The organism is Saccharibacillus sacchari DSM 19268 (assembly GCF_000585395.1).
Taxonomy (GTDB): domain Bacteria; phylum Bacillota; class Bacilli; order Paenibacillales; family Paenibacillaceae; genus Saccharibacillus; species Saccharibacillus sacchari.
Genome location: NZ_KK073875.1, coordinates 766,499 through 788,902, shown reverse-complemented (window position 1 = coordinate 788,902; position 22,404 = coordinate 766,499). Strand labels below are relative to the sequence as shown.

Below are 22,404 nucleotides of genomic sequence, written 5' to 3'. Positions count from 1 at the left end.
TCTGCTTTTATTTACAAGGGTTATACTTTCACAAAACGCTCAAAAAATGCTAACGCTTTCTTGATTCGGTCCTTTATATTAAGGGTTGTGAGTAAACTTCTAAACTGTAGGGGTATAAAAGAAGGGAAGACTAGCAGATGAATAATGAAAAAACGCTTCAGCTTGTCATTGTCGGATTTGGCGGAATGGGTAGTTACCACGGGCAATTGGTCGAACAAGCGGAAGGTATCGTCGTGCGCGGCGCATACGATCCGATCGAATACCGGATGGAACTGGCGAGCAGCCGGGGCTTTCGGACGTATGACAGTTTCGAAGATGTGCTGGGCGACGAAGAAGTCGACGTGGTATTGATCGCGACGCCGAACGACGTACATAAAGAACTGGCGATCCAAGCGCTGCAAGCCGGCAAACATGTGATCTGCGAAAAGCCGGTTACCGTTACGGGCGCGGAGCTGATCGAAATCACGGAAGCAGCGGAAAAAGCGCAGCGTCTGTTCACCGTGCACCAAAACCGTCGTTGGGACGAAGATTTCCTGATCATCAAAGACCTGATGTCGCAGAAAAAAGTCGGCGACGTGTTCCATCTGGAATCCCGCGTGCAGGGCGCGAACGGCATTCCGGGCGACTGGCGTCAGCTCAAGGCTTACGGCGGCGGCATGCTGCTGGATTGGGGCGTGCATCTGCTCGATCAACTTCTGCTGCTCACCGACAGCAAGATCGAGAGCGTTCACGCCGATCTGAGCTATATTTTGGGAACCGAAGTCGATGACGGCTTTACGACCACGATCAAGTTCAAGGACGGGCTGACCGCCGTGATCGAAGTGGGCACGACCAACTATATCAAGCTGCCCCGCTGGTACGTCAAAGGAACGGAAGGCACGGCGGTGATCTGCGATTGGGATCTGAGCGGGGAGATCGTAACGCGCAACCGCGAAGTCGAACATGTCGAGCCGACACCGATCCAGGCGGGAAAAGGATTGACCAAAACGATGGCGCCGCCTTCCGAGGAATCGACCATCCGCCGTCCGATCGAGAAGGTGGAGGACTTGTCGGACGGCTTCTATACGAATCTCGTATCGACGCTGCATGGCGCTTCCCAGCAGGCGGTGCCGAACCATGAAGTACACCGCGTATTGACGCTGATCGAAACGATTTTCGAATCGGCGGAGAAGAACGCGGTTATCGTGCGGGAGTTCTAAGAACGGACTCAACAAAGCGACGCTTTTCGAAAAAAGACGTATTCGCGGCATCGACGGCGGATCGGTCCGGTCAGCTTAACGGGGCGGACATCCACCGAGATCTTCAAATTCGCGGCTTGGCCGCTTGGGAGGAACATCGTCCGATGAGAAAATATCCGCTTGAACATCTCGACCGACTGCGAACCGGGAGTTCCGTGCTGCCGGGAAAAAGTATCGAAATCATCGTCAAACCAAGCCCCGGCGAAGACCGCCCTGGTTATCTCGATCCGGCGGAATTCGCTTCGCTGAACGAACACTGGGCGGGCAAGGCGAACAATCCGGAAGAACAGCCTGCCGAAATGCCGCCGATCGAAGTCATGCTGCCCGCCATACGCGAAAGCATGGGTTTTCCCAACTATAATTTGAACACCGTCGAGATCCATACCCGTTACGAAGAATTGACGGGAAGCGGCAATCAAGTAGGACTGTGGCGTCATTATCCGAGAAAATCGAACGGAAATGCTAAACGTCCCGCGCTGGTCTTTTTCCACGGCGGCGGTTGGATCGGCGGCAGCGTGTATACGGTAGAGAATATTTGCAGGCTGATCGCCGAACTGGCGGACGCCGTCGTGTTCAACGTCGATTATTCGTTGGCGCCGGAGAAGCCTTTTCCGCACGGCTTGAACGATAATTTCAATGCGGTCAAACATATATGCGATCACGCCGAGGCTTACGGAATCGATCCGGAGCGGATCGCCGTCGGCGGAGACAGCGCGGGCGGCAATTACGCGGCGGCCGTGGCTCTGAAAGCGCGCGACGAAGGATCGCCGAGAATCGCGCTGCAAGTTCTGATCTATCCGTGCGTGGTCATGGGGGATGCCGCTGCGGAAGGCTACGAATGGAAAGAAGAATTTTTCGATACCGCGCCGGAACACGAAGGCATTCTTCGAGGCGGATTGCTGGCGTTGGGCAAACCGAAAAAGCTGCAAGACGATCCGGTAGCCATGCTTTATCTGCCTGACGGCAAAGAAATCGACAACCCTTACGTCAGCCCGATGCTGGCCGATTCGCATGCCGGACTTCCCCGGGCGCTGGTGGTCGGAGCGGAGTTCGACGGCTTGAGAGTGCAAACGGAATTTTATGCCGAGCAGCTCGCGCAAGCGGGCGTAGAAGTGAAATGCCTGCGCTACAAAGGCATGACGCATGCTTTCATGGACAAGCTGGGGCATGTGGCGCAAGCCGAAGATTTGTGCATCGAGATCGCGGAAGCGATCAAAGCGTTATAAGCGAATACGGCCATTGCGGCATCCAACGGCAAAACGGAGAATCCCGACGATAGGGGTCTCCGTTTTTTTGTCTGATTCGGTTGGATCGTACGTCAGGTGGAAGCCCGTTCGATCAGCTCGAATTCCAACGTATGCAGCGGCGGCGCTTGTTGGCCTAGCCGATCAAGCAGGATGGCAAAAGCATTCTCGGCTTGCTGATCGGACGGATAATGCACGGTCGTCAGATCGAGCAGCCGAGCCAGGTTGTTATTGTCGAAACCCATGATTGCGACTTCTCCCGGAATCGATACGCCTGCGCGTTTGAGTTCGGTTAGCAGTCCGGCGGCGACGTCGTCGTTGGAGCAGGCGATCGCATCCGGCTTGTCGGTCTGTTCCAGCCACCACCGCGCAATATGTTCGCCGTCCGTAATCGAGACTTTTCCGTGCAGATCCGGGAAGCCGCTGTCATCTAGCCGATATTTTTTCGAAAAGTCATCGTAGGCCCGCATGCGCTGCGGCGTGTTCAGCCCTTTTGACGAATATACGTTCATGATGCGCCGATACCCGCGGGCATACAGGTGCTCCAAGCCTAGCATATATCCTTGGTATTGATCCATGAATACCGACGGAATATGCTCGCTGACCAGTCGCTGCCAAGTCACGATCGGTCCGTATTTGGTATACGATTCGATGATCGGCCATTCGTTGGCGCGATGCAGGCAGACGAGCGCGTCCAACTGTTTGCTGCGCAGCATTTCCAAGGCGACCAGCTCTTTGCCGCAGTCGTTATCGGTAAGAAACAGCATGACATGAAAGCCGTGCTGCTGCGCGATAATGTTGAAGGCCTGAATGAACGGCGTCGACGATGTGGTATACGCTCCGCTCACGACTCCGACGATTCGAGTCATGCCTTTTTTGAGGGATGTGGCACTGGAGTTCGGCACATAGTCCAACCGGCGAATGATCTCCAATACTTTTTGTCTTTTTTCTTCATTGACGTAAGGGTGATCGTTGATCACGCGCGATACCGTCGCCGTGGATACGCCGGCCAATCGCGCGATTTCACGAATATTTGTCATGGGATTTCACCTCTCGGTTAAGCATACCACACCCGGTTCAGGCTCGCGTCAGGCGCTTTTTCTTCCAACTGCTTTTCTGAAACCGCTTTAAAAAAGGGCTTGACCTGTAATGCATTACATAAATTAAGGTGAAAACATGAAGTTCATCACCGACTAAAATTTAAATTCAGGAGGCATTTGCGATGAAAAAAGGACTGAAGATCGTTACCATTGGCGGAGGATCAAGCTATACGCCGGAATTGATCGAAGGGTTTATCAAACGACATGCCGAGCTGCCCGTACGCGAGCTGTGGCTGGTGGATATCGAAGCAGGCAAGGAAAAGCTGGAGATCGTAGGCGAAATGGCAAAACGGATGGTCAAAGCGGCCGGCATCGACTGCGACGTGCATCTGACGTTAGACCGTCGCCACGCCCTGCAAGACGCGGACTTCGTGACGACCCAATTCCGTGTAGGCTTGCTGCAAGCACGCATTAAGGACGAAGCGATTCCGCTGAAACACGGCATGATCGGACAAGAAACGAACGGCGCGGGCGGCATGTTGAAAGCGTTCCGTACCATCCCGGTCGTGCTGGGCATCGTCGAGGATATGAAAGAACTGTGTCCGAACGCCTGGCTGATTAACTTCACGAATCCGGCCGGCATGGTGACGGAGGCTGTACTGCGTTACGGACAATGGGAAAAAGTCATCGGCCTGTGCAATGTTCCGGTCATGGCGGTCAAAACAGAATCCGCGCTGCTGCAAAAAGAAGAGAAAGACCTGTTCTTCAAATTCGCGGGCATCAACCATTTGCACTGGCACCGCGTATACGACAAAGACGGCGGCGAAGTGACGGCAGAGCTGATCGACAAGCTATACGGACCGGACGCCGATCCGGGCAAGATCGTCGAAAACATCCGCGATATGCGTTTCCTGTCCGACCAGATCGCTCAACTGGGCATGCTGCCTTGCCCGTACCACCGCTACTACTACATGACCGGCAATATGCTGCAAGAGGAACTGGAAGAAGCGCAGCATGAAGGCACGCGCGGCCAAGTCGTCAAGAAGCTGGAAGAAAGCCTGTTCGAATTGTACAAAGACCCGAATCTTGATTATAAGCCGAAAGAATTGGAACAACGCGGCGGCGCTTACTACAGCGACGCGGCCTGCGAGATCATCAATTCCATCTATAACAACAAAGGCACGCAGATGGTCGTCAACACCCGCAACCGCGGCTCCGTCAGCGACCTGCCGTACGACAGCGCCGTCGAAGTCACCAGCCTCATCACCGCGCACGGCGCAGAGCCTGTCCACTTCGGCGCATTCCCGCCCGCTCAACGCGGTCTGCTCCAAGTCATGAAGGCGATGGAGGAACTGACCGTCGAAGCCGCAGTCACCGGCGATTACGCGACGGCGCTTCAAGCATTCACGTTGAACCCGCTCGTCACCAGCGGCGACATCGCCAAGGTCGTGCTGGACGAACTGTTGGAAGCGCATAAGGCCTATTTGCCGCAGTTCTTCAGCAAAGAGCTTGCCCCGGTAGGCGACTGATCGTGATCGTGCCGGTTCTCGAAAAGTAAATGCATCCGCCAAAAACCTTTCCTGAAAACGCGGGAAAGGTTTTCGATTTGTCCGATCGGCGAGCGGAAAGCGCGCGAATCGGCCGGGTTTTCCGGAATCAAGCGCGCGAAACCGGCGTCCCGTTCATATGCTCAAGGCCCCAGTCTTGAAGTTGAAGAAGAATCGGGGTCAGGCTGGTTCCTTTTTCCGTCAGCGAATACTCGACCCTTGGGGGCATTTCCGCGTAAGCGGTCCGATTTACGAGCCCGTCGGCTTCCAATTCGCGCAGCTGCCGGGTCAAGGTTCGTTGCGTAACGTTTCCGAGCGAGCGTTGCAGTTCGTTGAAGCGAACCGTATCTTGACGGAGCAGCCGGTATAGAATCAGGATCTTCCACTTGCCTCCGATCAGATTGACGGCAACTTCCACAGGGCAGACGCCGCACGATTCGGGAGGAAGCAGCTTTATTTCGTTCATCGCATTCAGTCCTTTCCTCGCGTTTTAGTATCCCGAAGGATACCTGATATCTTCAAAGTGCGTACTTACATAAAGTTTGGGAGTTTCATATGATAAGTTCAACGTTCGAGAAGACAGCGAGCGAATTTCGAATCAGGATAAGGAGCATGGATCATATGGAACAAGTTTTGGTATACGGAGCATCCGGCGTTCAAGGCGGAGCCGTCGCGCGTTTGTTGATCGAACAAGGATTCGGAGTAAGAACGGTAACGCGCAGCGAGCAAAAAGCCGAGGCTTTGCGTCGGCAAGGAATCGAGGCTTGGATCGGCAACATGGATGATCCGGATACGCTGATCGAAGCTCATGCCGGCGTAGACAAAGTCTTTCTGAACCTGCCGATCGAATTCGATGTTTCCAATCTGTCGGCTTACGCGGCAAATACGGTCGAAGCGGCCAAACGTGCAGGCGTCAAACTGATCGTCGTCAACAGCAACGGCTTTTTGCCGGAAGAAAAGTCGGGTTCGGAGAGTCTGGATATCAAGTTGCAAATGATCGAGCAGGTCAAAGCAAGCGGCATTCCTTGGATTGTCGTTAAACCTACGTTGTATCTGGAAAACCTGCTGATTCCGGGAGTGGTGGGTCAAGAAGCGTTGGCTTACCCGATTCCCGCCGACAAGCCGATCGCTTGGATCAGCTCCGAAGACGCGGCGCAGTATCATGCGTACGCGTTGAGCCATGCCGAGCTGGCGGGTCGAACGCTGCACGCGAGCGGCGGCGAAGCATTGACAGGCATCGAGTTGGCAGCGCGTTTCAGCGAAGCGTCGGGACGCGAGATTTCTTTCCTTTCGCTGCCTTACGAACATTTCGAAGCCGGGTTATCTGCCGTGATGAGCGCGGAAACGGCAGCGGGCGTAACCGGATTTTACCGCTGGATCGGCTCCGAAATCGACAGTTTGGTGCTTAAAAACGAAGCCGATCGCGATACCCGCTCTCTGTTGAAACTGACTCCCGTTGCGGATTGGATTCGCAAACCGGACATTTTGTCGGCATTCAAAGGCTAAGTCGACGTTCACGAATGCCGGACAAGGTTAAGCAGCAAAGGCACATCGCGGGTGGAACCTACGGTTATAATCGTTTTTCCGGCTTCGTCGGCGAATTTTTGCAGCTTTTCGGCCAGATCCGACCTAGTGACGATCACGTCCGCCGCGCCGATCGCCCGAATAGCGTCTTCTTCCGATAACGAGGAGATATCCAAGCTTTGAACGTCGGCGGAAGTCAATCGTTTGATTTCGTCCAGATAGAAGATGCAAGAGCTGTCTTTGCACTCGATAAACAAGTAGCGGGGCTTGCGTTGTTGACGTTCGCCGAACAGCTGCACATACGCGAAGCCCGAAAGCAGAAGATCGTCCAGCGCGAGATTCTCTTTTCGGGCTTCTTCAATCATTTTTTCCGTAAAAGCGAAATGGGGATGATCCCTTTTGAACCGTTCGATCTGCCGCTCGTCGGCCACCCGGGTTCCGCGTCCTTTTTGCATGAGCAGCAACCCGTCTTCCTTCAATTGAGCATACACGCTCTGGATCGTGTTTCGGTTGATGGATAACTGATCGGCCAATTGATTGGTTGAAGGAAGAGGATCGCCCGGTTTGAGCAATTCCTTTCCAATCAACCATTTGATTTGTTCTTTGATTTGGACATGAATAGGGAGCGGGGAACGCGTATCGACATTGAACAAGGCACCCGAATTTTCCATGCGGTACAACCTACTTTCTTGATTGCCTATTGATTTAGATAACTTAAGCTTAAAAAAGAACACATCAAAAATCAAGCCTCTCTTGACAAGTCGGGTAAAACTGATTATTCTTTATGTACAAATGATTATTTAACTAGTTAATTGAATTCTATAGTTAACAGTGATAAGGAGGATCGGAATAAGGCCCATGCAGGAATTGACTACAATCAACGAAGTCGATAGATTCGCAGAAAGTTCGGGTTTAAGCTTTTTATACGTATCGACGCCGGATTGCAGTACCTGCCATGCGCTGCTGCCGAAGCTTCGGGAACTGCTGAACGACTATTCTTCGATCCGTTTCGCGCATCTCGATGCGACCGAGGTTGAAGAAGTCGCGGAACGCTTTCTGATTTTGGCCGCTCCGATCATGCTTCTGTTGATCGACGGCAAAGAGTTTTTGCGGGAAGATCGGTTTGTGCGCTTCGGCTTGCTGCAAGAGAAGTTGGATCGTATTGTTGAACACTATGCGTAAGCAAATTGATTTGAATACCTATTAGGAGGAATTGAACATGGCGGTTACACATACATCGGATCAAACGTTCATGAACGATATTCAAAACGGATTAACGCTGGTAGACTTTTGGGCACCTTGGTGCGGCCCTTGCCGCACGATCGCTCCGATTCTGGATGAATTGGACGGCGAGCTCGCAGGCTCCGCCAAAATCGCCAAACTGAACGTCGACGAGAACCCGCAGATTTCGGACGCCATCGGCGTAAAAAGCATTCCGACGCTGGTGCTGTTCAAAGACGGCCAGCCTGTCGAAGGCGTAGTCGGCGTACAAAGCAAAGCGGCGCTGAAGCAGTTGATCGAGAAGCATCGCTAAGCGGTCGTTGTTAAAAGGAAAAGCGTCATGGTCTGAAGCTCAGGCCGTGACGTCTTTTTTATTGGTTAACAGTACAAAGGATCGAGAGAACGAATTTGACATCGCTTTCCCCATCCGTCAAGGTTAATACATAACCAGCAAGACATTCCGCCGAAGGAGGACGTCAAGCATGTGGGGTAAACGAACGGGGTACGAAAAAGAAGGTCGCCGAGTCACGGTTCAATACGAGGGTGGCGAAGGTTGGATCGAGATTATCAATCCTTGGATCATTCATGTATTCGCGCCGCTGCATACGCAGGAACCGGAATCGCGTGCGGTCGAGCAGCCGAATCCGGCTTTCGAGGCATGCGATTACCGGGTCAGCGAACGCGAAGGACAGTTGGAGATCTCGACGGAAAAGTTGACGGTGCGCGTATACGATCATTTTTACGTGGATATTTACGATGCTGCCGGAACGCCGCTATGTCTGGATTACCGAGGCGGCCGGGATCCGTTCCTGCGTCGGGGCAACGTGAGCATCGCGGAGGGCGAGGGTCACGAAGCGATGCGCACGAGCGGCCATCACAAGATCGAAGTATTGAAAGCGATGGAAGGCGAAGAAAAGTTCTACGGACTCGGCGATAAAACAGGGCCTTTGAACAAACGAGGCTACGAATACGAAATGTGGAACACCGATGATCCGTCGCCGCATGTCGAGAGCCATAAAGCGCTGTACAAAAGCATTCCGTTCTTTATCACTTTGAAAGAGCGGGCGGCGTACGGACTGTTTTTCGATAATCCTTTCAAAACGTTCTTCGATCTCGGCAAAGAAAATTCGGCGTATTACTACTTCGGCGCCGACGGCGGCAATCTGGATTATTACTTCATTCAGGGCCCCGGCGTAAAAGACGTCGTGACCCGCTATACCGCACTCACCGGACGCACGCCGCTGCCGCAGCTCTGGACGCTCGGCGCGCATCAGTCCAGATGGTCGTACGCGCCGGAGTCGAGAGTGCTCGAAGTCGCGGAAAAGTTCCGGGAACACGATCTGCCGCTGGACGCGATCCATCTGGATATCGACTATATGGACGGGTATCGCGTGTTCACCTGGGACAAGGAACGCTTCCCTGATCCGGCGGCGCTTGCGGCAAGACTGCGCGATATGGGCATCAAGCTGGTGACGATCATCGATCCCGGCGTGAAAAAGGACAAAGGCTACTCCATTTACGATGAAGGGTTGGAAAAAGGTTATTACGCGACCGACAAAGACGGCGTGACTTACGTGAATACGGTATGGCCGGGCGATTCGGTGTATCCGGACTTTTCGGACGAGCCGGTACGCAAATGGTGGGCGGATAACCAGAAGATCATGCTGGACGCGGGCGTGGCAGGAATCTGGAACGATATGAACGAACCGGCGAGCTTCACGGGGCCGCTGCCGGACGACGTACAGTTCAAGAACGACGGCCGCCCGGCGGATCATCGCGAAATTCATAACGTTTACGGTCATCTGATGTCCAAGTCGACGTTCGACGGCCTGTTGAACGCAACGGGGAAACGGCCTTTCGTCATTACCAGAGCGGCTTATGCGGGAACGCAAAAGTATTCGACGGTGTGGACCGGCGACAATCAGAGCTTCTGGGAACATCTTCGCCTTTCGATTCCGCAGCTTACCAGTCTGGGTCTGAGCGGTTTTGCGTTCAGCGGCTGCGACGTCGGCGGTTTCTCGCACGACTGCACGCCGGAATTGTTGGTGCGTTGGGTACAGGTGGGCGCATTCAGCCCGCTGTTCCGCAACCATACGGCTATCGGCACGCGGGATCAGGAACCGTGGGCGTACGACGAAGAGACGCTGGATGCGTATCGTCAGGCCATGAAGCTGCGTTATCGGCTGCTGCCGTATCTGTATGATCTGATGCGCGAAGCGGAACAAACAGGACTGGCGCCTTTGCGTCCGCTTGTTTTGGAATATCCGCAAGATCCAAATGTGCATGAGATCGACGATCAGTTCTTGTTCGGCAGCCGATTGTTGGTCGCGCCCGTCGTGGAGCAAGGGAAGCGGCATCGCGGCGTGTATTTGCCGGAAGGCGTCTGGTTCGATGATCGCACCGGAGAACGTCTGGAAGGCGGGCGGACGATTCTGGCCGAAGCGCCGCTGGACGTCTGCCCGATCTACGTGCGTGCGGGAACGCTGCTGCCGGCTTATCCGGATCGACGTTATGTCGGCGAGCGGAAGGTCGATGAACTGCTGCTTTACGTGTATCCGGGCAGCGGCGAGTACACGCACTTCGAAGATGACGGGGAAAGCTACGCGTATCGGGACGGAGGATATAACGAATTCCGGTTTGCGCAGGAAGTGAAGGACGACGGTCTTGTGCTTAACTTGGAAAAAGTCCATGCCGGTTATGCGGAAGGGTACAGCCTGATTCGGGTTGCCGTGCATGGGGTTGTTGCTTCATCCGTTACGTCGGACGGACAGCCGATCGAGTTCGAGACCGAGGACGGCAATACGACGTTTAGCATATCGGCAAGCGGCGGAGAGGTTCGGTTGAACGTCCAGCCAGATCGCGCCACGCGATATTGAACAGAGATTCAATCCGGCGATTTTCTTTTCGGATGATGAATCTTGAGGGAAAAGTGCAGCAATATGGCCGCTCTCTCGGTTTCAGTGCAAGGCAAAACGGGGAAATGGATGACGGAAGACGCGGAAGCTTTTCGTGTCTAGCTCACTCATACACCGGAGGTGCCGACCATGGCCAAGATTGCAGTGGAACAACCGTTTGCAGACGTGAAAGAAGCTCTTGAGGAAAAAGGATACGAAGTGGAGTTGTTTGAGAGCGATGAAAACATCAGCGGATTCGATCTCGGCGTGGTGCGTGCGCTGAACGACGGCAATACCGACCAATTCGATTTTCCGGTGATCAGCATTGAAGGGCTCTCGATCAACGACGTTTTGGCACGCGTCGAGCAGAGCTTGAGCGGAGCGTAACGGTTTTGGAATTGTTTAAAAAGATCCGGGAAACTTGAAGCGCGTATTCCTGGATCCATAGCTCCGCGGCAGAACGGTCTGAGTCTACTCGGGTCGCCTGTGGCGGAGTTTTTTTGCATAGAGAGGATATACAGAGGGGACAATATGATTGTTCGTATTTTGTTCCTGGGGATTTACGCTATATAATAGAAGGAAGGATTGCGTAAGTTCAAAAGAATGCCTAACTATAAAGCAAGATCTAAAAGCAACATCCAACCACAATGCACCATCCAACCACAATGCACCATCTAACTACAATCGCTTAGCGCGGGTTCTTTTAATCTTCTTGCCCGGAGGGATCGAAGATTGAACGAACCGTATGGAGGAACGATGAAAACAATTAAGGAATTTATCGAAGGTGACGACATTACAGGATTTTACCTGTTAAAATCAGCCGACCTGAAGCAAACAAACTCTACGCCGCCGAAGGATTATTTTGACCTCGTGCTAGCCGATGCGAGCGGCGAAATTCCGGCGAAAATGTGGGATGTCAGCACATTGGATAAGGAGACGTTTTTCGCGCCGATGCTCGTTAAAGTGCGCGGGCTCGTACAGAAATATAGAGAAAAGCCGCAATTCAAAGTCACTAAGCTGCGCGCTGCCGATCCGGAAGACGGATATACGTTAACCGACTTTATTCGTTCTGCTCCGGTGCCGCCGAACGATCTGGTGTATACGATCAAAACGACGGCAGCGGGGATTGCGGATACGGATCTGCGCCGCATTGTCGATTACTGCGTGGAAAAGGTCGGCGACAAGCTGATGCATTATCCGGCGGCAAAAGGGATGCACCATGCCTTTTACGCAGGTTTGGCTTATCACACGGTACGTATGCTGGAGTTGGCTGAGTTCATCTGCAAACAGCGTCCGTTCCTGAATCGCGACATGTTGTTGGCGGGAATTATTTTGCACGACATCGCCAAAACGGAAGAAATGACCGCCGAGCTCGGGGTCGTGTCCGAATATAGCTTTACCGGTAAACTGATCGGCCATTTGGCGTTGGCTTCGACGTGGATTACGGAAGCGGCGATCAAGCTGGAACTTGATCCCGCATCGGAAAAAGTCATTTTGATGCAGCATTTGGTATTGGCGCATCATAATAAGGGCGAGTGGGGCAGCCCGGTGCAGCCTCAGACGGCTGAAGCGATCGCGCTGCATTACATCGACCAGTTGGACGCTAAGCTCCAAGCTGCGGAAGATGCGCTCGATATGATGCCGGACAATGAAGAATGGACCGTTCCGCTGCGCGTGCTGGAAGGCAAAGCGCTATACCGCGGGCCGAAGGATCAGGTATAGGATGAAGGGAAAAGCAGTCTTTCGCGACGAATGAATCGTTGGCGGAAAGGCTGCTTTTTTTGATTTTCGAAAAGAGGGTTGACAAAATCAATCTAATGTAACTATAATGGTTACAAATAAACCGATGTGACGATCTCGCTGCTTTTCTTCTTATCAAAGGCGAGACGCGCATCGCAATCTAAATCCCAATGGAGGTTTTACTTATGAAAATCGCAGTTATCGGCGCTACGGGCAAAGCAGGCAATCTGATCGTCAAAGAAGCGAAAGAACGCGGTCATGAGGTTACGGCGTTCGTGCGCGACGCGTCCAAGTTCAACGAAGAAGGCGTAACCGCTGTACAAAAAGACGTATTAAGCCTGACCACTGAAGACGTGAAAGGCTTCGATGCCGTGGTTAACGCGATCAGCATGCCTCCGGGTCAAGAAGCGGGTCACGTCGAAGCCGGTCGCAAATTGATCGAAGCGTTCAAGGGTGCTCCTGAATCGCGTCTGATCGTAGTCGGCGGCGCAGGCAGCCTGTTCGTGGACGAAGCGCAAACGACTCGTCTGATCGATACGCCGGACTTCCCGGATCTGTACAAACCCACCGCTTCGAATCAAACCCAAAACCTGAAAGACCTTCAAGCTTCCGAAGGCATCCAATGGACTTTTGTCAGCCCGGCCGCTTTCTTTGACGCCGACGGCGCAAAAACCGGCAGCTACCAAGCCGCAGGCGAAGTGCTGACCGTCAACGCCGCAGGCGACAGCTACATCAGCTACCCGGACTACGCGATCGCGATCGTCGACGAGATCGAAAACGGTAAACACGTGAACGCGCGCTTTAGTGTTGTGGGGGAAAAAGCCTAAGCTGTTGGGTGGGGCGATGACAGCTGGGGGCGCTTCGGAGGAAATTCGTTTCGGTCGCGTGTTGAACTTGGGAAGCTGGATTGGATTTTATAAAGGAAGCTTCCCCAGTTCAAAGGCGAACGTTATCACTCCTACACTGAATTCCCTCCTTCGCTAGCGCTGTCAAAGCGGCTACGCCTTTTTTGGGAATAATATAAAAGATAAAGGCCCGACGCGATCTCTAACCAGATCGCGTTTTTTTGTTTTTTTACTACTCTATCTTTTTTTGAAGTTGCCTTGAGTAGGCAGGCAGCGCTAAGGCGGAGGCATGGGGTTCAGTGTAGGAGTGATAACGTTCGCCTTTGCATTTGGGAAGCTTCCTTTGTAAAATCCAATCCAGCTTCCCAAATGCAACACGCGACCGAAACGAACCCCATGCCGGAGCCGCCCCCGCGCTGCCTCCCCACGAACAGGAACTACAAAAAAACGACCCTCATGATGAGGGTCGCTTCTCAAGAAAAACAAGTTGGTGTTACTCGGCAGCAGTGACGAGGTCTTCGATCGAATTCGCGTCCACGTAAGCCGGAACGACGAGGCCGGTTTTGACGCCGGTCATGTTGGCGCCGAGGTCTTCGATTTTGCCTTCGTACTGGCTCAAGTAGTCGGCGTGAGTCAGCGGCAGCCATGCAGCGAGGCTGGCATCGGCGTCGCCTTGGGCTACGCCCAGCCACATTGGGCCGGCATCGACTTGCAGGCCGTTGACTTTAAAGCCGAGTTTTTCTTGCATGATTTGTTGCACCAGATTGAAGCTGGCGATTTCCGAGTCCCAAGCTACGTAAGCCAGCGTGATTTCTTTGCCGCTGACCGGAGTGATGCCGTCCGTCCATTCCGTTACGCGGTCCGGGTGAGCCGCGATGAAGTCAGTCGCCGCTTTTTCAGGAGCAGTACCGTCTTGGATCGCGATCATGATCTCGCCCATTTCCTCTTCGGTCCATTGGAAGTTGCTCAGGAATTGATAAGCTTCCGGTTGATCGTCTTTAAGGCCGAGACGCGCGATCGTGTGGATTTCTTCGGCTTCGCCGTACGATTTCTTCGGATCTTCCAGATATTTCAGATCGTATTTGGAGAACATCCAGTGCGGTGTCCAGCCTGTGATCACGATCGGATCTTCTTTTTTGATGGCTTTATCAAGCGTAGCCGTCATGGCTGCGCCGGAACCTTCGACCAGGTTCCAGTCGCTCAGGCCGTAATCGGTGATCGCTTTTTGCGTAGCCGTCATAATCCCTGCACCCGGGTCGATACCGATGATCTTATGGCCGACTTGATCGCCCAGCGAAGCATCGGAACCTGCCGCGTTGGAGGACGATCCGCCTCCCGAGGAACAAGCACCCAGTACCAGTACAGCAGCGAGACCTGTCATTCCGAGCCATTTCTTTGTGCCAAAGTTGAACTTTTTCATTATGCATTTCTCCTTTTCTGTGCGGGTTTGAAAATATTTTGAGACAGACGGTCAAGTACGATAGCAAGTACGACTACGGCAAGTCCGGCTTCGAAGCCTTTACCGATTTGCAATTGCGTAACGGCGCGATACACCTCGACGCCGATACCTTGCGCGCCGATCATGGACGCGATTACGACCATCGACAGCGACAGCATGATCGTTTGGTTGATGCCTGCCATGATGTTCGGCATCGCCAGCGGAAGTTGAACCTTGAACAGCTTTTGCGCACCGGTCGAACCGAACGCGTCAGCGGCTTCGACCAATTCGCCGGAGACTTGCTTGATGCCCAGATTGGTCATGCGGATCGTCGGCGGAATCGCGAAGATGATCGACGCGATAACGCCCGGAACGACGCCGAGACTGAAGAACGTAACGGCTGGAAGCAGATAGACGAACGCCGGCATCGTCTGCATGAAGTCCAGCAGAGGCGTGATGACGCTGGATGCGCCTTTGCTTTTCGCGCACCAGATTCCGATCGGAATCCCGAAGATGATCGAGATCACCCCGGAGGTCAATACGAGCGCGAGCGTACTCATTGTCGCGTCCCAGTAACCGAGGTTCCAGATCAGCAGGAAGCCGAGAACCGTGAACAGCGACAGTTTCCATTTGCCGGCCAAGTAAGCGATAGCCGCCAAAATGACAATAAACAGGATCGGATGAGGGAACATAAATACGTTAGTGAAAGCCTGGACAACATTTTCGATCGCGACGGAAATGCCCTCGAACAGCCCCTCCAGATTAGTGCTCATCCAGTCGACCGCGGTATCTACCCAGCTCGCGATCGGAAGCTTCGGCATCTCAGCCGATATCAAGTTGTTCAGCATTTGCGTTCACCCCTTCGTTATTCGCTCCTCCGGCCATGGCGCCTAACAGGCTGCCTCTGACCACGACGCCCATCAGGCGATTTTCTTCGTCCACGACCGAGATCGGGATCGGGGACGTACTGCTTTGTTCGAACATTTCGCCGATCAGTTTGTCCGGCGGACAAACCGGGCATTCCGGAATCAATATGTCTTGAATCGACAATTTATCTTTAACGGCGCGCGAAGCGTCTTCGGCCGTAATGGCGCCGAGCAGTTTTTTGCCGCGATCAATAACGAACAGATTCGACACGCCGCGTTCGCGCATCAGCTCCAGCGCAACGCGAGGACCGCGATCCGGCGTAATCGTTTCGGGACGGCGCATGACGTGCGAAGCGGTGAGTACCTTCGACAGATCGACGTCTTCGACGAAGCGTTCGACATAACCGTTGGCCGGCTGCATCAGAATTTCTTCCGGGGAACCGATCTGCACGACTTCGCCGTCTCTCATCAACGCGATACGGTCGCCGATGCGAAGAGCTTCGTCCAGATCGTGCGTGATAAAGATGATCGTTTTCTTCATTTTCTCTTGCAGATCCAGAAGTTCATCTTGCATATCTCGGCGAATCAACGGATCGAGCGCGCTGAACGCTTCGTCCATCAGCAGCACTTCCGGATCGTTGGCGAGTGCGCGGGCCAAGCCGACGCGCTGCTGCATGCCGCCGCTGAGTTCGTCCGGCATTTTGTCTTCCCAGCCTTTGAGGCCAACCAGTTCAAGCGACTGTTTCGCTTTTTCGCGGCGTTTGGATTTTTCGACTTTTTGCACTTCCAGTCCGTATTCGACGTTGTCGATCACGCTGCGGTGCGGGAAAAGCGCGAACTTTTGGAACACCATGCTGATCGTTTTACGGCGTACTTGGCGCAGCTGTTCGGCGTTCATTTTCATGATGTCTTTATCATGTACGAGAATTTGCCCCGCAGTCGGATCGATCAATCGGTTGAACATGCGGACAAGCGTTGATTTACCGCTGCCGGACAAGCCCATGATGACGAAAATCTCGCCCTGTTCGATATCCATGTTGACTCGATTGACACCGACGGTGATTTGTTTCTCCTTGGCTAACTGCTGTTTGTTTTGACCTTGCTCCAGCAACTTGACGCCCTGGGCGGCGTTAGGTCCGAACAATTTGCTTACATTACGGATACTGAGTATCGGCATTTCGTTCACCCCTTCTTTTTGTTTAACGAAACATGCTGAATCCAAGACGAGCTGTTATGCGGATCGCGATTCAGGGTTTTCGACGTACGGCACATGGGCAAAGCATCATAACGTATCTCTCGCTCTTATAATGGAAGAAAAGAGACACCTGCAAAAGATTGTCTTGTCAATCAAGTGGATAGAACTTTATTCGTTACAGGTCGTTCGAAGCTTTGCGCATATGCCCGTTGGACACCTCTTGCGGCGTAAAACGCCAATGGTAGAAAGCGGTTCGGAAGCGAGCGGCGATTGCATAAGACGCAAAAAGCCAGGCTCCCGGAACCAACCGAGCTGCGTGATACCAACGTCCTAAATTGTAACAAAGCAATTTTTTCTTTTCAACCTTCATATCCGTTCGTTAAGTTCGTACAGAAAAAACTGTACAAAGTTATAGTCGAAAATACTCGCATATCCTCCTAAATGCTCGGGTTTTGAAATCTTTACAATTGACAGACGTTCTCCTAGAATAAAAATGACCATTCGCGCGCCTTTTAGCGTGCAGCAAGCTTTACTGCTGCCGAGCAGGCGTACGCGAAGCGCGTATCGAAACCTTATAAGGGTTACTTTATATAGAAGAAACGCGTATTGAACATCTATCAAAACATGTACACGAAGACTCATATATCCGAGTTTGAATGGAAAGAGATTAAGGAGGTTTCAGGCATGGGCTTGGACCAAACACAGTGGAGTGAAAAGGAACATGAAGTCGTACAGCGCATCCGCAAACGCGTAATCGAGGTTGTCGGGCGCAACATGGAACTGTACGGAGTAACATTGTCGACAGGACACTTATACGGATTGCTTTTTTTCGCGGATAAGCCGATGACTCTCGACGAAATGGGCAGCGAAATGCAGATGAGCAAAACCAGCATGAGTACCGGCGTACGCACGCTGCTTGATTTGAATATGGTTAATAAGGTCTGGGAAAAAGGATCTAGAAAAGATCTTTATGAAGTCGAATATGATTGGTATCAGACGTTCACCGACTATTTTGCCAATGAGTGGAGACGCGCGGTAGAGAGCAATCTTCAGGCGTTGCGCAGAGCGATGAAGGAGATTGATCGTCTGCTGGAGTCGCCGGATACGAGCGAATTCGTAGCGGACGTATTGAAAAAGGACCGAGAAAAAATTCGCCAAGCCGACAGTTATTACCGTTGGCTGGATCGATTGATCGATACGATGGAAGACGGTGCGATTTTCGACCTGGTACCGCGCGAGGCCGAGTAGTCTCGGGTTTGCGAAGGAACGAAACCTGCGCCGTTTTCGAACCCGGAATCAAAGTTTGATTTTTCCGTCTTAAATTTTGGAACCGGGGGCGAAGCGGCGCTTCTAAAAAACCCGGCAAGGGTAATATTTTGATTGTAGGCGGATTTCGTTCTCTGGCCTTCTTTTCGTGCCCTATTCTTCGCCCATGTGGACTGGTCTGCCGCATTGACAGCCCCGCTTAGCGAGTTTACGCTGGAATTAATAAATTTACGTTAGAGGTGGCTGTTTTGCCCATGCAGTATCGTCCTACCGAAGCCGTTGTAGATTTGGACGCACTTCGCGCCAACTACGAGGCTTTTCGTTTGCATTTACATCGTTCGACTCTTCTGCTTGCTTGCGTCAAAGCAAATGCCTACGGACACGGCGCCGTGGAAGTCAGCCGTGAACTGGAGCGCCTGGGCGCCGACTATTTGAGTGTGGCTTTTCTGGATGAAGCATTGGAGCTTCGTCACGGGGGCATCACTCTTCCGATTCTGGTATTAGGCTATACGCCGCCCGAAGGGCTTGCCGTTGCGCGGGAGCATGACATTACCGTGGCTTTGTTCAGCGACGAGGTGTTGGAAGCAGCGAGGGATCTGGAACATTCCTCTTCCGGTTGCCGCCTGAAAGTTCATGTCAAAGTGGACAGCGGAATGGGACGTCTGGGCCGCATGGCGGGAACGGACGCGGTGTCTTTTGCGAAGAAGGCGATCGAGGCGGACACGATCGAAGTCGAAGGGCTTTTTACGCACTTTGCCAGAGCGGATGAAGTCGACAAAGCCTATACGTTGACCCAGTACGAAGCATTCCGGAACGTGGTTGACGCGCTTGTTCGGGAAGGGATCGATATCCCGTTGATACATACCGGCAATAGTGCCGCCGCGATCGACATGCCGGGGTTATCCCCAAAGATGGTTCGAATCGGGATTGCGCTGTACGGTCTTTATCCTTCCTGCGAAGTGAATCACGCCGTTGTCGCCCTGAAGCCCGTGCTTACGCTCAAGACCCGCGCCGTATTCGTGAAAACCCTGCAAGAACCGATGGGAATCAGTTACGGTTCGCTGTATACGGCGGAAGCGGGCGAACGCATCGCGACCCTGCCGATCGGTTATGCCGACGGGTACTCGCGTATGCTCGGCGGCAAGGCCGAAGTGTTGGTTCGCGGACAACGCGTGCCTGTTACCGGAACAATCTGTATGGATCAATGTATGGTATCGCTCAAGTCTTTCGCGGACGCGGAAGATATTCTAGCAGGCGAGGAGGTTGTTCTGCTCGGCAGCCAGTCCGGCGCTAGCATTACGGCCGACGAAATTGCCCACAAACTCGGAACCATCCACTATGAAGTGGTGTGCATGCTCGCACATCGAATTCCGCGAATTTATGCTCGAAAAGGCATGATTATTGCAAACTCGAACCCCCTTTTAAACGCCCGTCCCACAGGGTTTTATGATTTTTCCGAGCCGATTGTGAAGAAATAGGCTGTACGGATGAAACTTTGTAAGCTATAATGGGTGGCAGCACAGGTGATATACGCATCGTATATACGCTTTTTCAACAGTTCCCGATGAACGGCTGTTTTTTAAGGGACCGTTGACGGGGTATAAGCTCATGGGGGTGGAAGAACGGTGGCGAACTTGCAAAGCACCAAGAGAGTGATGATTAGCTTGCCCGATCATCTTCTGCAAGAAGTGGATGGTATCGCAGCTTTGGAAAATTCCAATCGCAGTGAACTGATTCGACTGGCAATGAGACAGTATTTGGTCGACCGTAAAAAGCGGTATATCCGCGAGTCGATGCAGCAAGGGTACATGGAAATGGCCCATATCAATTTGTCGATGGCCTGTGAAGCGTTTCATGCGGAGGAAGATGCAGACATCACTCTGGTTCGCTTAGTAAGCGGGGTGTAACTATTGCTTGTAAAACGCGGTGACGTATTTTTTGCGGACCTGTCTCCAGTGGTGGGGTCCGAGCAGGGCGGGGTGCGTCCGGTTCTGGTGATCCAGAACGATATCGGCAACCGTTTTAGCCCTACGGTCATCGTCGCGGCGATTACCGCCCAGATTCAGAAAGCCAAACTTCCGACCCACGTCGAGATCGATGCGAAAACGCACGGGTTCGATCGGGATTCCGTCGTTCTGCTGGAACAGATCCGAACGATCGACAAGCAGCGTTTGACGGACCGGATTACGCGTCTCGGTGAAGAAACGATGAAAAGAGTCGACGAGTCTTTGCAGATCAGCTTGAGCCTGGTCGATTTTTGATCCGGGATACAGGACTGCAAAGGCGATGTTTGGCAGAGAGATCCGAGCCCGGTGGCGGGTTCGGACTTCACAAGGAACGAAAAAGGAGCACGACTGTGCGATACATTTCGCATGGGCGGCTCCTTTTTCGCGTTTTTGCATGCGAAGAATCAATTTTGGCATTTCATGCAATCAACTAACTAATTTAACATGAAGCTCACACTTAGTAGGTCGTAGCAGAATTTTTCTGTAAGAGCGAAATGGACTTCGCTGCGGTATCGAAGTAGCGTAACGTAGTCGACGGAAAAGCATCCTGCGTGTAAAATAGCGATATAAAGCTTGAAAATAAACGATTATAGTCAAGTTGTCGAGAATAGATAACGATGATCCATAAAGCGAGGAGAACTAGGCGATGCGTTTTAAAAATGTGTTTTCTATTATAGGACCTTCCATGGTTGGTCCTTCTAGCTCACATACGGCGGGAGCGGTGCGAATCGGCTTGATTGCCAGACAACTGCTTGCCGAGCAGCCGGTCAGCGTCAAAATCGCTCTCTATGGTTCGTTTGCCGATACCTATTGGGGGCATGGAACGGATCTGGCATTGGCGGGAGGTCTGCTGGGATATGCGACCGATGATTCCCGCGTGGCCGAAGCATTGGAAGAAGCGGAGCGCCGCGGTATTGAAATTACTTTTGTTCGGGGTGTAGGTCTCGCTCCTCATCCGAACACGGCGAAGCTGGAACTGGTTGCGAAGGACGGACGAACGGCTCAGGTCATCGGGGCATCGATCGGCGGCGGCAACGTGATGATTCATGAGATGAACGGATTTACGGTTCGTTGCAGCGGCGAGTACCCGACGATTGTCGTGCTGCATGACGACCGTCCGGGCGTTATCGCTTCGCTGACGACCGTGTTGGGCGAAAGCAAGACCAACATCGGATACATGGGCGTTGATCGCAAAGGACGCAGTGCCGAAGCGATTACGGTCATGGAACTGGATTCCGTGCCGGATGCGGATTTGCTAAGCAGGCTGCGTCAGATCGAAGACGTTAAGGAAGTGACCGTAATCAATCTGAACAGCAAGGAGGCGGAGCATCAATGAGATTTCGAACGCTAAAAGAATTGACGGCCATTAGTCTGGACGAAAACAAGACGCTGGCCGAAGTCATGATCGAAGAGCAGGCGGCCGAGACCGGGGCGTCGCGCGAAGAGATCGTGGCGCAGATGTCTGATTATTATGAGAAAATGAAGGAAGCCGTGCGCCGAGGGTTGAGCGAGCAAAACGTATCGCGCAGCGGTCTCAGCGGCGGCGATGCCGTTAAAGTTCTGGATCTGGTGGAAAACGGCACGCCGTCTTCCGGCGATCCGTCTTCGCGCGCGATGGCATATGCGCTCGCGGTATCCGAAGTGAATGCTTCGATGGGACGGATTATCGCGACGCCGACAGCGGGGTCCTGCGGCATAATTCCGGGCGTATTCGTCAGCTCGCAGGAGCGCTTCGGTTGGAGCGACGAGCATATGGTCAACGGACTGTTCGCCGCGGGCGCGATCGGTTACGTCATCGCGAACAACTCGTTCATCTCCGGAGCGGAAGGCGGATGTCAGGCCGAAGTGGGTTCGGCGATCGGCATGGCGGCGGGTGCGCTGGTCGAGCTTCGCGGCGGCGATGCCGAGAAGGCCATGCACGCGGTCGGATTGGCTTTGAAAAATACGCTCGGACTGATCTGCGATCCGGTAGCGGGTCTGGTCGAGATTCCGTGCATCGTGCGCAACGGTCTGGGCGCGGTCAACGCATTGGCCGCGGCGGATATGGGCTTGGCAGGCGTTCGCAGCGCAATCCCGTCCGATGAAGTGGTCAGCGTGATGCTCGAAGTGGGAGCGGCGATGCCGAGCGGACACCGGGAGACCGGTCAAGGCGGGTTGGCTCAGACGCCGACAGGCCGCAAACTGACGGAGAATCTGATGCGCGGTCGCAAGCCGTTAGAGCCGGAAACGGAAGAACCGGCAGGTCAGACGGTCGAATAACCATGGCCTTGTGAACGCGAACCGGGCGAAGACCTCTGATTGACAGTTGACAGGCTACTAAGGCGGAGCGGATCGCGGCTA

22 protein-coding genes are annotated in these 22,404 nt (G+C 53.2%); 16 read left to right on the top strand and 6 right to left on the bottom strand.

Going from position 1 to position 22,404, the window contains the following annotated elements:
* The first annotated feature begins 137 nt into the window (after positions 1-137).
* Both SACSAC_RS03535 and SACSAC_RS03530 read left to right on the top strand, forming a co-directional pair.
* On the top strand, positions 138-1,199 hold the full coding sequence (locus tag SACSAC_RS03535; RefSeq protein ID WP_037283547.1) for a Gfo/Idh/MocA family protein: 1,062 nt from the start codon (positions 138-140) through the stop codon (positions 1,197-1,199).
* Positions 1,200-1,342: 143 nt separating this feature from the next.
* Positions 1,343-2,464 carry an alpha/beta hydrolase gene (locus tag SACSAC_RS03530; protein WP_037283545.1) on the top strand — a complete coding sequence of 374 codons (1,122 nt, stop codon included), beginning with the start codon at positions 1,343-1,345 and terminating at the stop codon, positions 2,462-2,464.
* Between the two features lie 92 nt (positions 2,465-2,556).
* Here the strand turns inward: SACSAC_RS03530 and SACSAC_RS03525 are convergent, their stop codons facing one another.
* Entirely contained in the window at positions 2,557-3,522 is a 966-nt protein-coding gene (locus SACSAC_RS03525) for a LacI family DNA-binding transcriptional regulator (RefSeq protein WP_037283544.1), read from the bottom strand.
* A 182-nt stretch (positions 3,523-3,704) separates the two neighbouring features.
* Between SACSAC_RS03525 and SACSAC_RS03520 the strand changes: the two genes are divergently transcribed.
* Complete coding sequence (locus SACSAC_RS03520; RefSeq protein ID WP_037283542.1) at positions 3,705-5,051, top strand: 6-phospho-beta-glucosidase; 1,347 nt, start codon at positions 3,705-3,707, stop codon at positions 5,049-5,051.
* A gap of 127 nt (positions 5,052-5,178) precedes the next feature.
* Here the strand turns inward: SACSAC_RS03520 and SACSAC_RS03515 are convergent, their stop codons facing one another.
* Positions 5,179-5,535, bottom strand: coding sequence for a winged helix-turn-helix transcriptional regulator (locus SACSAC_RS03515; RefSeq protein WP_051506829.1), 357 nt, complete (start codon positions 5,533-5,535; stop codon positions 5,179-5,181).
* A gap of 155 nt (positions 5,536-5,690) precedes the next feature.
* Between SACSAC_RS03515 and SACSAC_RS03510 the strand changes: the two genes are divergently transcribed.
* Positions 5,691-6,575, top strand: coding sequence for an SDR family oxidoreductase (locus tag SACSAC_RS03510; protein ID WP_245608570.1), 885 nt, complete (start codon positions 5,691-5,693; stop codon positions 6,573-6,575).
* Between the two features lie 8 nt (positions 6,576-6,583).
* Here the strand turns inward: SACSAC_RS03510 and SACSAC_RS26740 are convergent, their stop codons facing one another.
* Entirely contained in the window at positions 6,584-7,264 is a 681-nt protein-coding gene (locus SACSAC_RS26740) for a GntR family transcriptional regulator (protein WP_051506828.1), read from the bottom strand.
* Between the two features lie 187 nt (positions 7,265-7,451).
* Between SACSAC_RS26740 and SACSAC_RS03500 the strand changes: the two genes are divergently transcribed.
* The 6 genes from SACSAC_RS03500 to SACSAC_RS03475 all read left to right on the top strand — a co-directional run bounded on the left by SACSAC_RS03500 (position 7,452) and on the right by SACSAC_RS03475 (position 13,275).
* On the top strand, positions 7,452-7,775 hold the full coding sequence (locus SACSAC_RS03500) for a thioredoxin family protein (protein WP_037283538.1): 324 nt from the start codon (positions 7,452-7,454) through the stop codon (positions 7,773-7,775).
* 37 nt (positions 7,776-7,812) lie between these two features.
* Positions 7,813-8,127: a thioredoxin gene (trxA, locus tag SACSAC_RS03495; RefSeq protein WP_037283535.1), complete on the top strand. Its 315-nt coding sequence runs from the start codon at positions 7,813-7,815 to the stop codon at positions 8,125-8,127.
* 169 nt (positions 8,128-8,296) lie between these two features.
* Complete coding sequence (locus SACSAC_RS03490; RefSeq protein WP_037283533.1) at positions 8,297-10,690, top strand: glycoside hydrolase family 31 protein; 2,394 nt, start codon at positions 8,297-8,299, stop codon at positions 10,688-10,690.
* Positions 10,691-10,858: 168 nt separating this feature from the next.
* Positions 10,859-11,095, top strand: coding sequence for a YkuS family protein (locus SACSAC_RS03485; protein WP_037283531.1), 237 nt, complete (start codon positions 10,859-10,861; stop codon positions 11,093-11,095).
* A gap of 369 nt (positions 11,096-11,464) precedes the next feature.
* Positions 11,465-12,430, top strand: coding sequence for a 3'-5' exoribonuclease YhaM family protein (locus SACSAC_RS03480; RefSeq protein ID WP_037283529.1), 966 nt, complete (start codon positions 11,465-11,467; stop codon positions 12,428-12,430).
* Between the two features lie 203 nt (positions 12,431-12,633).
* The gene (locus SACSAC_RS03475; RefSeq protein WP_037283527.1) at positions 12,634-13,275 is read left to right on the top strand and encodes an NAD(P)-dependent oxidoreductase; all 642 of its coding nucleotides are present in this window, start codon (positions 12,634-12,636) and stop codon (positions 13,273-13,275) included.
* Positions 13,276-13,786: 511 nt separating this feature from the next.
* Here SACSAC_RS03475 and SACSAC_RS03470 read toward each other — a convergent pair.
* The 3 genes from SACSAC_RS03470 to SACSAC_RS03460 are packed head-to-tail and all read right to left on the bottom strand — an operon-like array spanning position 13,787 to position 16,774.
* Complete coding sequence (locus SACSAC_RS03470; protein WP_037283526.1) at positions 13,787-14,713, bottom strand: glycine betaine ABC transporter substrate-binding protein; 927 nt, start codon at positions 14,711-14,713, stop codon at positions 13,787-13,789.
* A complete protein-coding gene (locus SACSAC_RS03465; protein ID WP_281175746.1) occupies positions 14,713-15,579 on the bottom strand; it encodes an ABC transporter permease in 867 nt (288 codons plus the stop codon). Before SACSAC_RS03465 ends, SACSAC_RS03470 begins: the two co-directional genes overlap by 1 nt.
* A complete protein-coding gene (locus SACSAC_RS03460; protein ID WP_037283524.1) occupies positions 15,554-16,774 on the bottom strand; it encodes a quaternary amine ABC transporter ATP-binding protein in 1,221 nt (406 codons plus the stop codon). Before SACSAC_RS03460 ends, SACSAC_RS03465 begins: the two co-directional genes overlap by 26 nt.
* A 702-nt stretch (positions 16,775-17,476) precedes the next feature.
* On the opposite strand from SACSAC_RS03460, the gene SACSAC_RS03450 reads away from it, so the two are divergent.
* The 6 genes from SACSAC_RS03450 to sdaAA all read left to right on the top strand — a co-directional run bounded on the left by SACSAC_RS03450 (position 17,477) and on the right by sdaAA (position 22,323).
* Positions 17,477-18,040: a GbsR/MarR family transcriptional regulator gene (locus tag SACSAC_RS03450; RefSeq protein ID WP_037283517.1), complete on the top strand. Its 564-nt coding sequence runs from the start codon at positions 17,477-17,479 to the stop codon at positions 18,038-18,040.
* A gap of 272 nt (positions 18,041-18,312) precedes the next feature.
* Entirely contained in the window at positions 18,313-19,536 is a 1,224-nt protein-coding gene (gene alr, locus SACSAC_RS03445; RefSeq protein WP_037283513.1) for an alanine racemase, read from the top strand.
* 147 nt (positions 19,537-19,683) lie between these two features.
* Positions 19,684-19,965 (top strand): CopG family ribbon-helix-helix protein, encoded by a 282-nt coding sequence (locus SACSAC_RS03440; RefSeq protein ID WP_018975910.1) that lies wholly within the window; start codon positions 19,684-19,686, stop codon positions 19,963-19,965.
* 3 nt (positions 19,966-19,968) lie between these two features.
* Positions 19,969-20,319 (top strand): type II toxin-antitoxin system PemK/MazF family toxin, encoded by a 351-nt coding sequence (locus SACSAC_RS03435; protein ID WP_018975909.1) that lies wholly within the window; start codon positions 19,969-19,971, stop codon positions 20,317-20,319.
* A gap of 391 nt (positions 20,320-20,710) precedes the next feature.
* Positions 20,711-21,400: an L-serine ammonia-lyase, iron-sulfur-dependent subunit beta gene (gene sdaAB, locus SACSAC_RS03430; RefSeq protein ID WP_037283510.1), complete on the top strand. Its 690-nt coding sequence runs from the start codon at positions 20,711-20,713 to the stop codon at positions 21,398-21,400.
* Entirely contained in the window at positions 21,397-22,323 is a 927-nt protein-coding gene (sdaAA, locus tag SACSAC_RS03425) for an L-serine ammonia-lyase, iron-sulfur-dependent, subunit alpha (RefSeq protein WP_037283508.1), read from the top strand. Before sdaAB ends, sdaAA begins: the two co-directional genes overlap by 4 nt.
* The last annotated feature ends 81 nt before the right edge of the window (positions 22,324-22,404 follow it).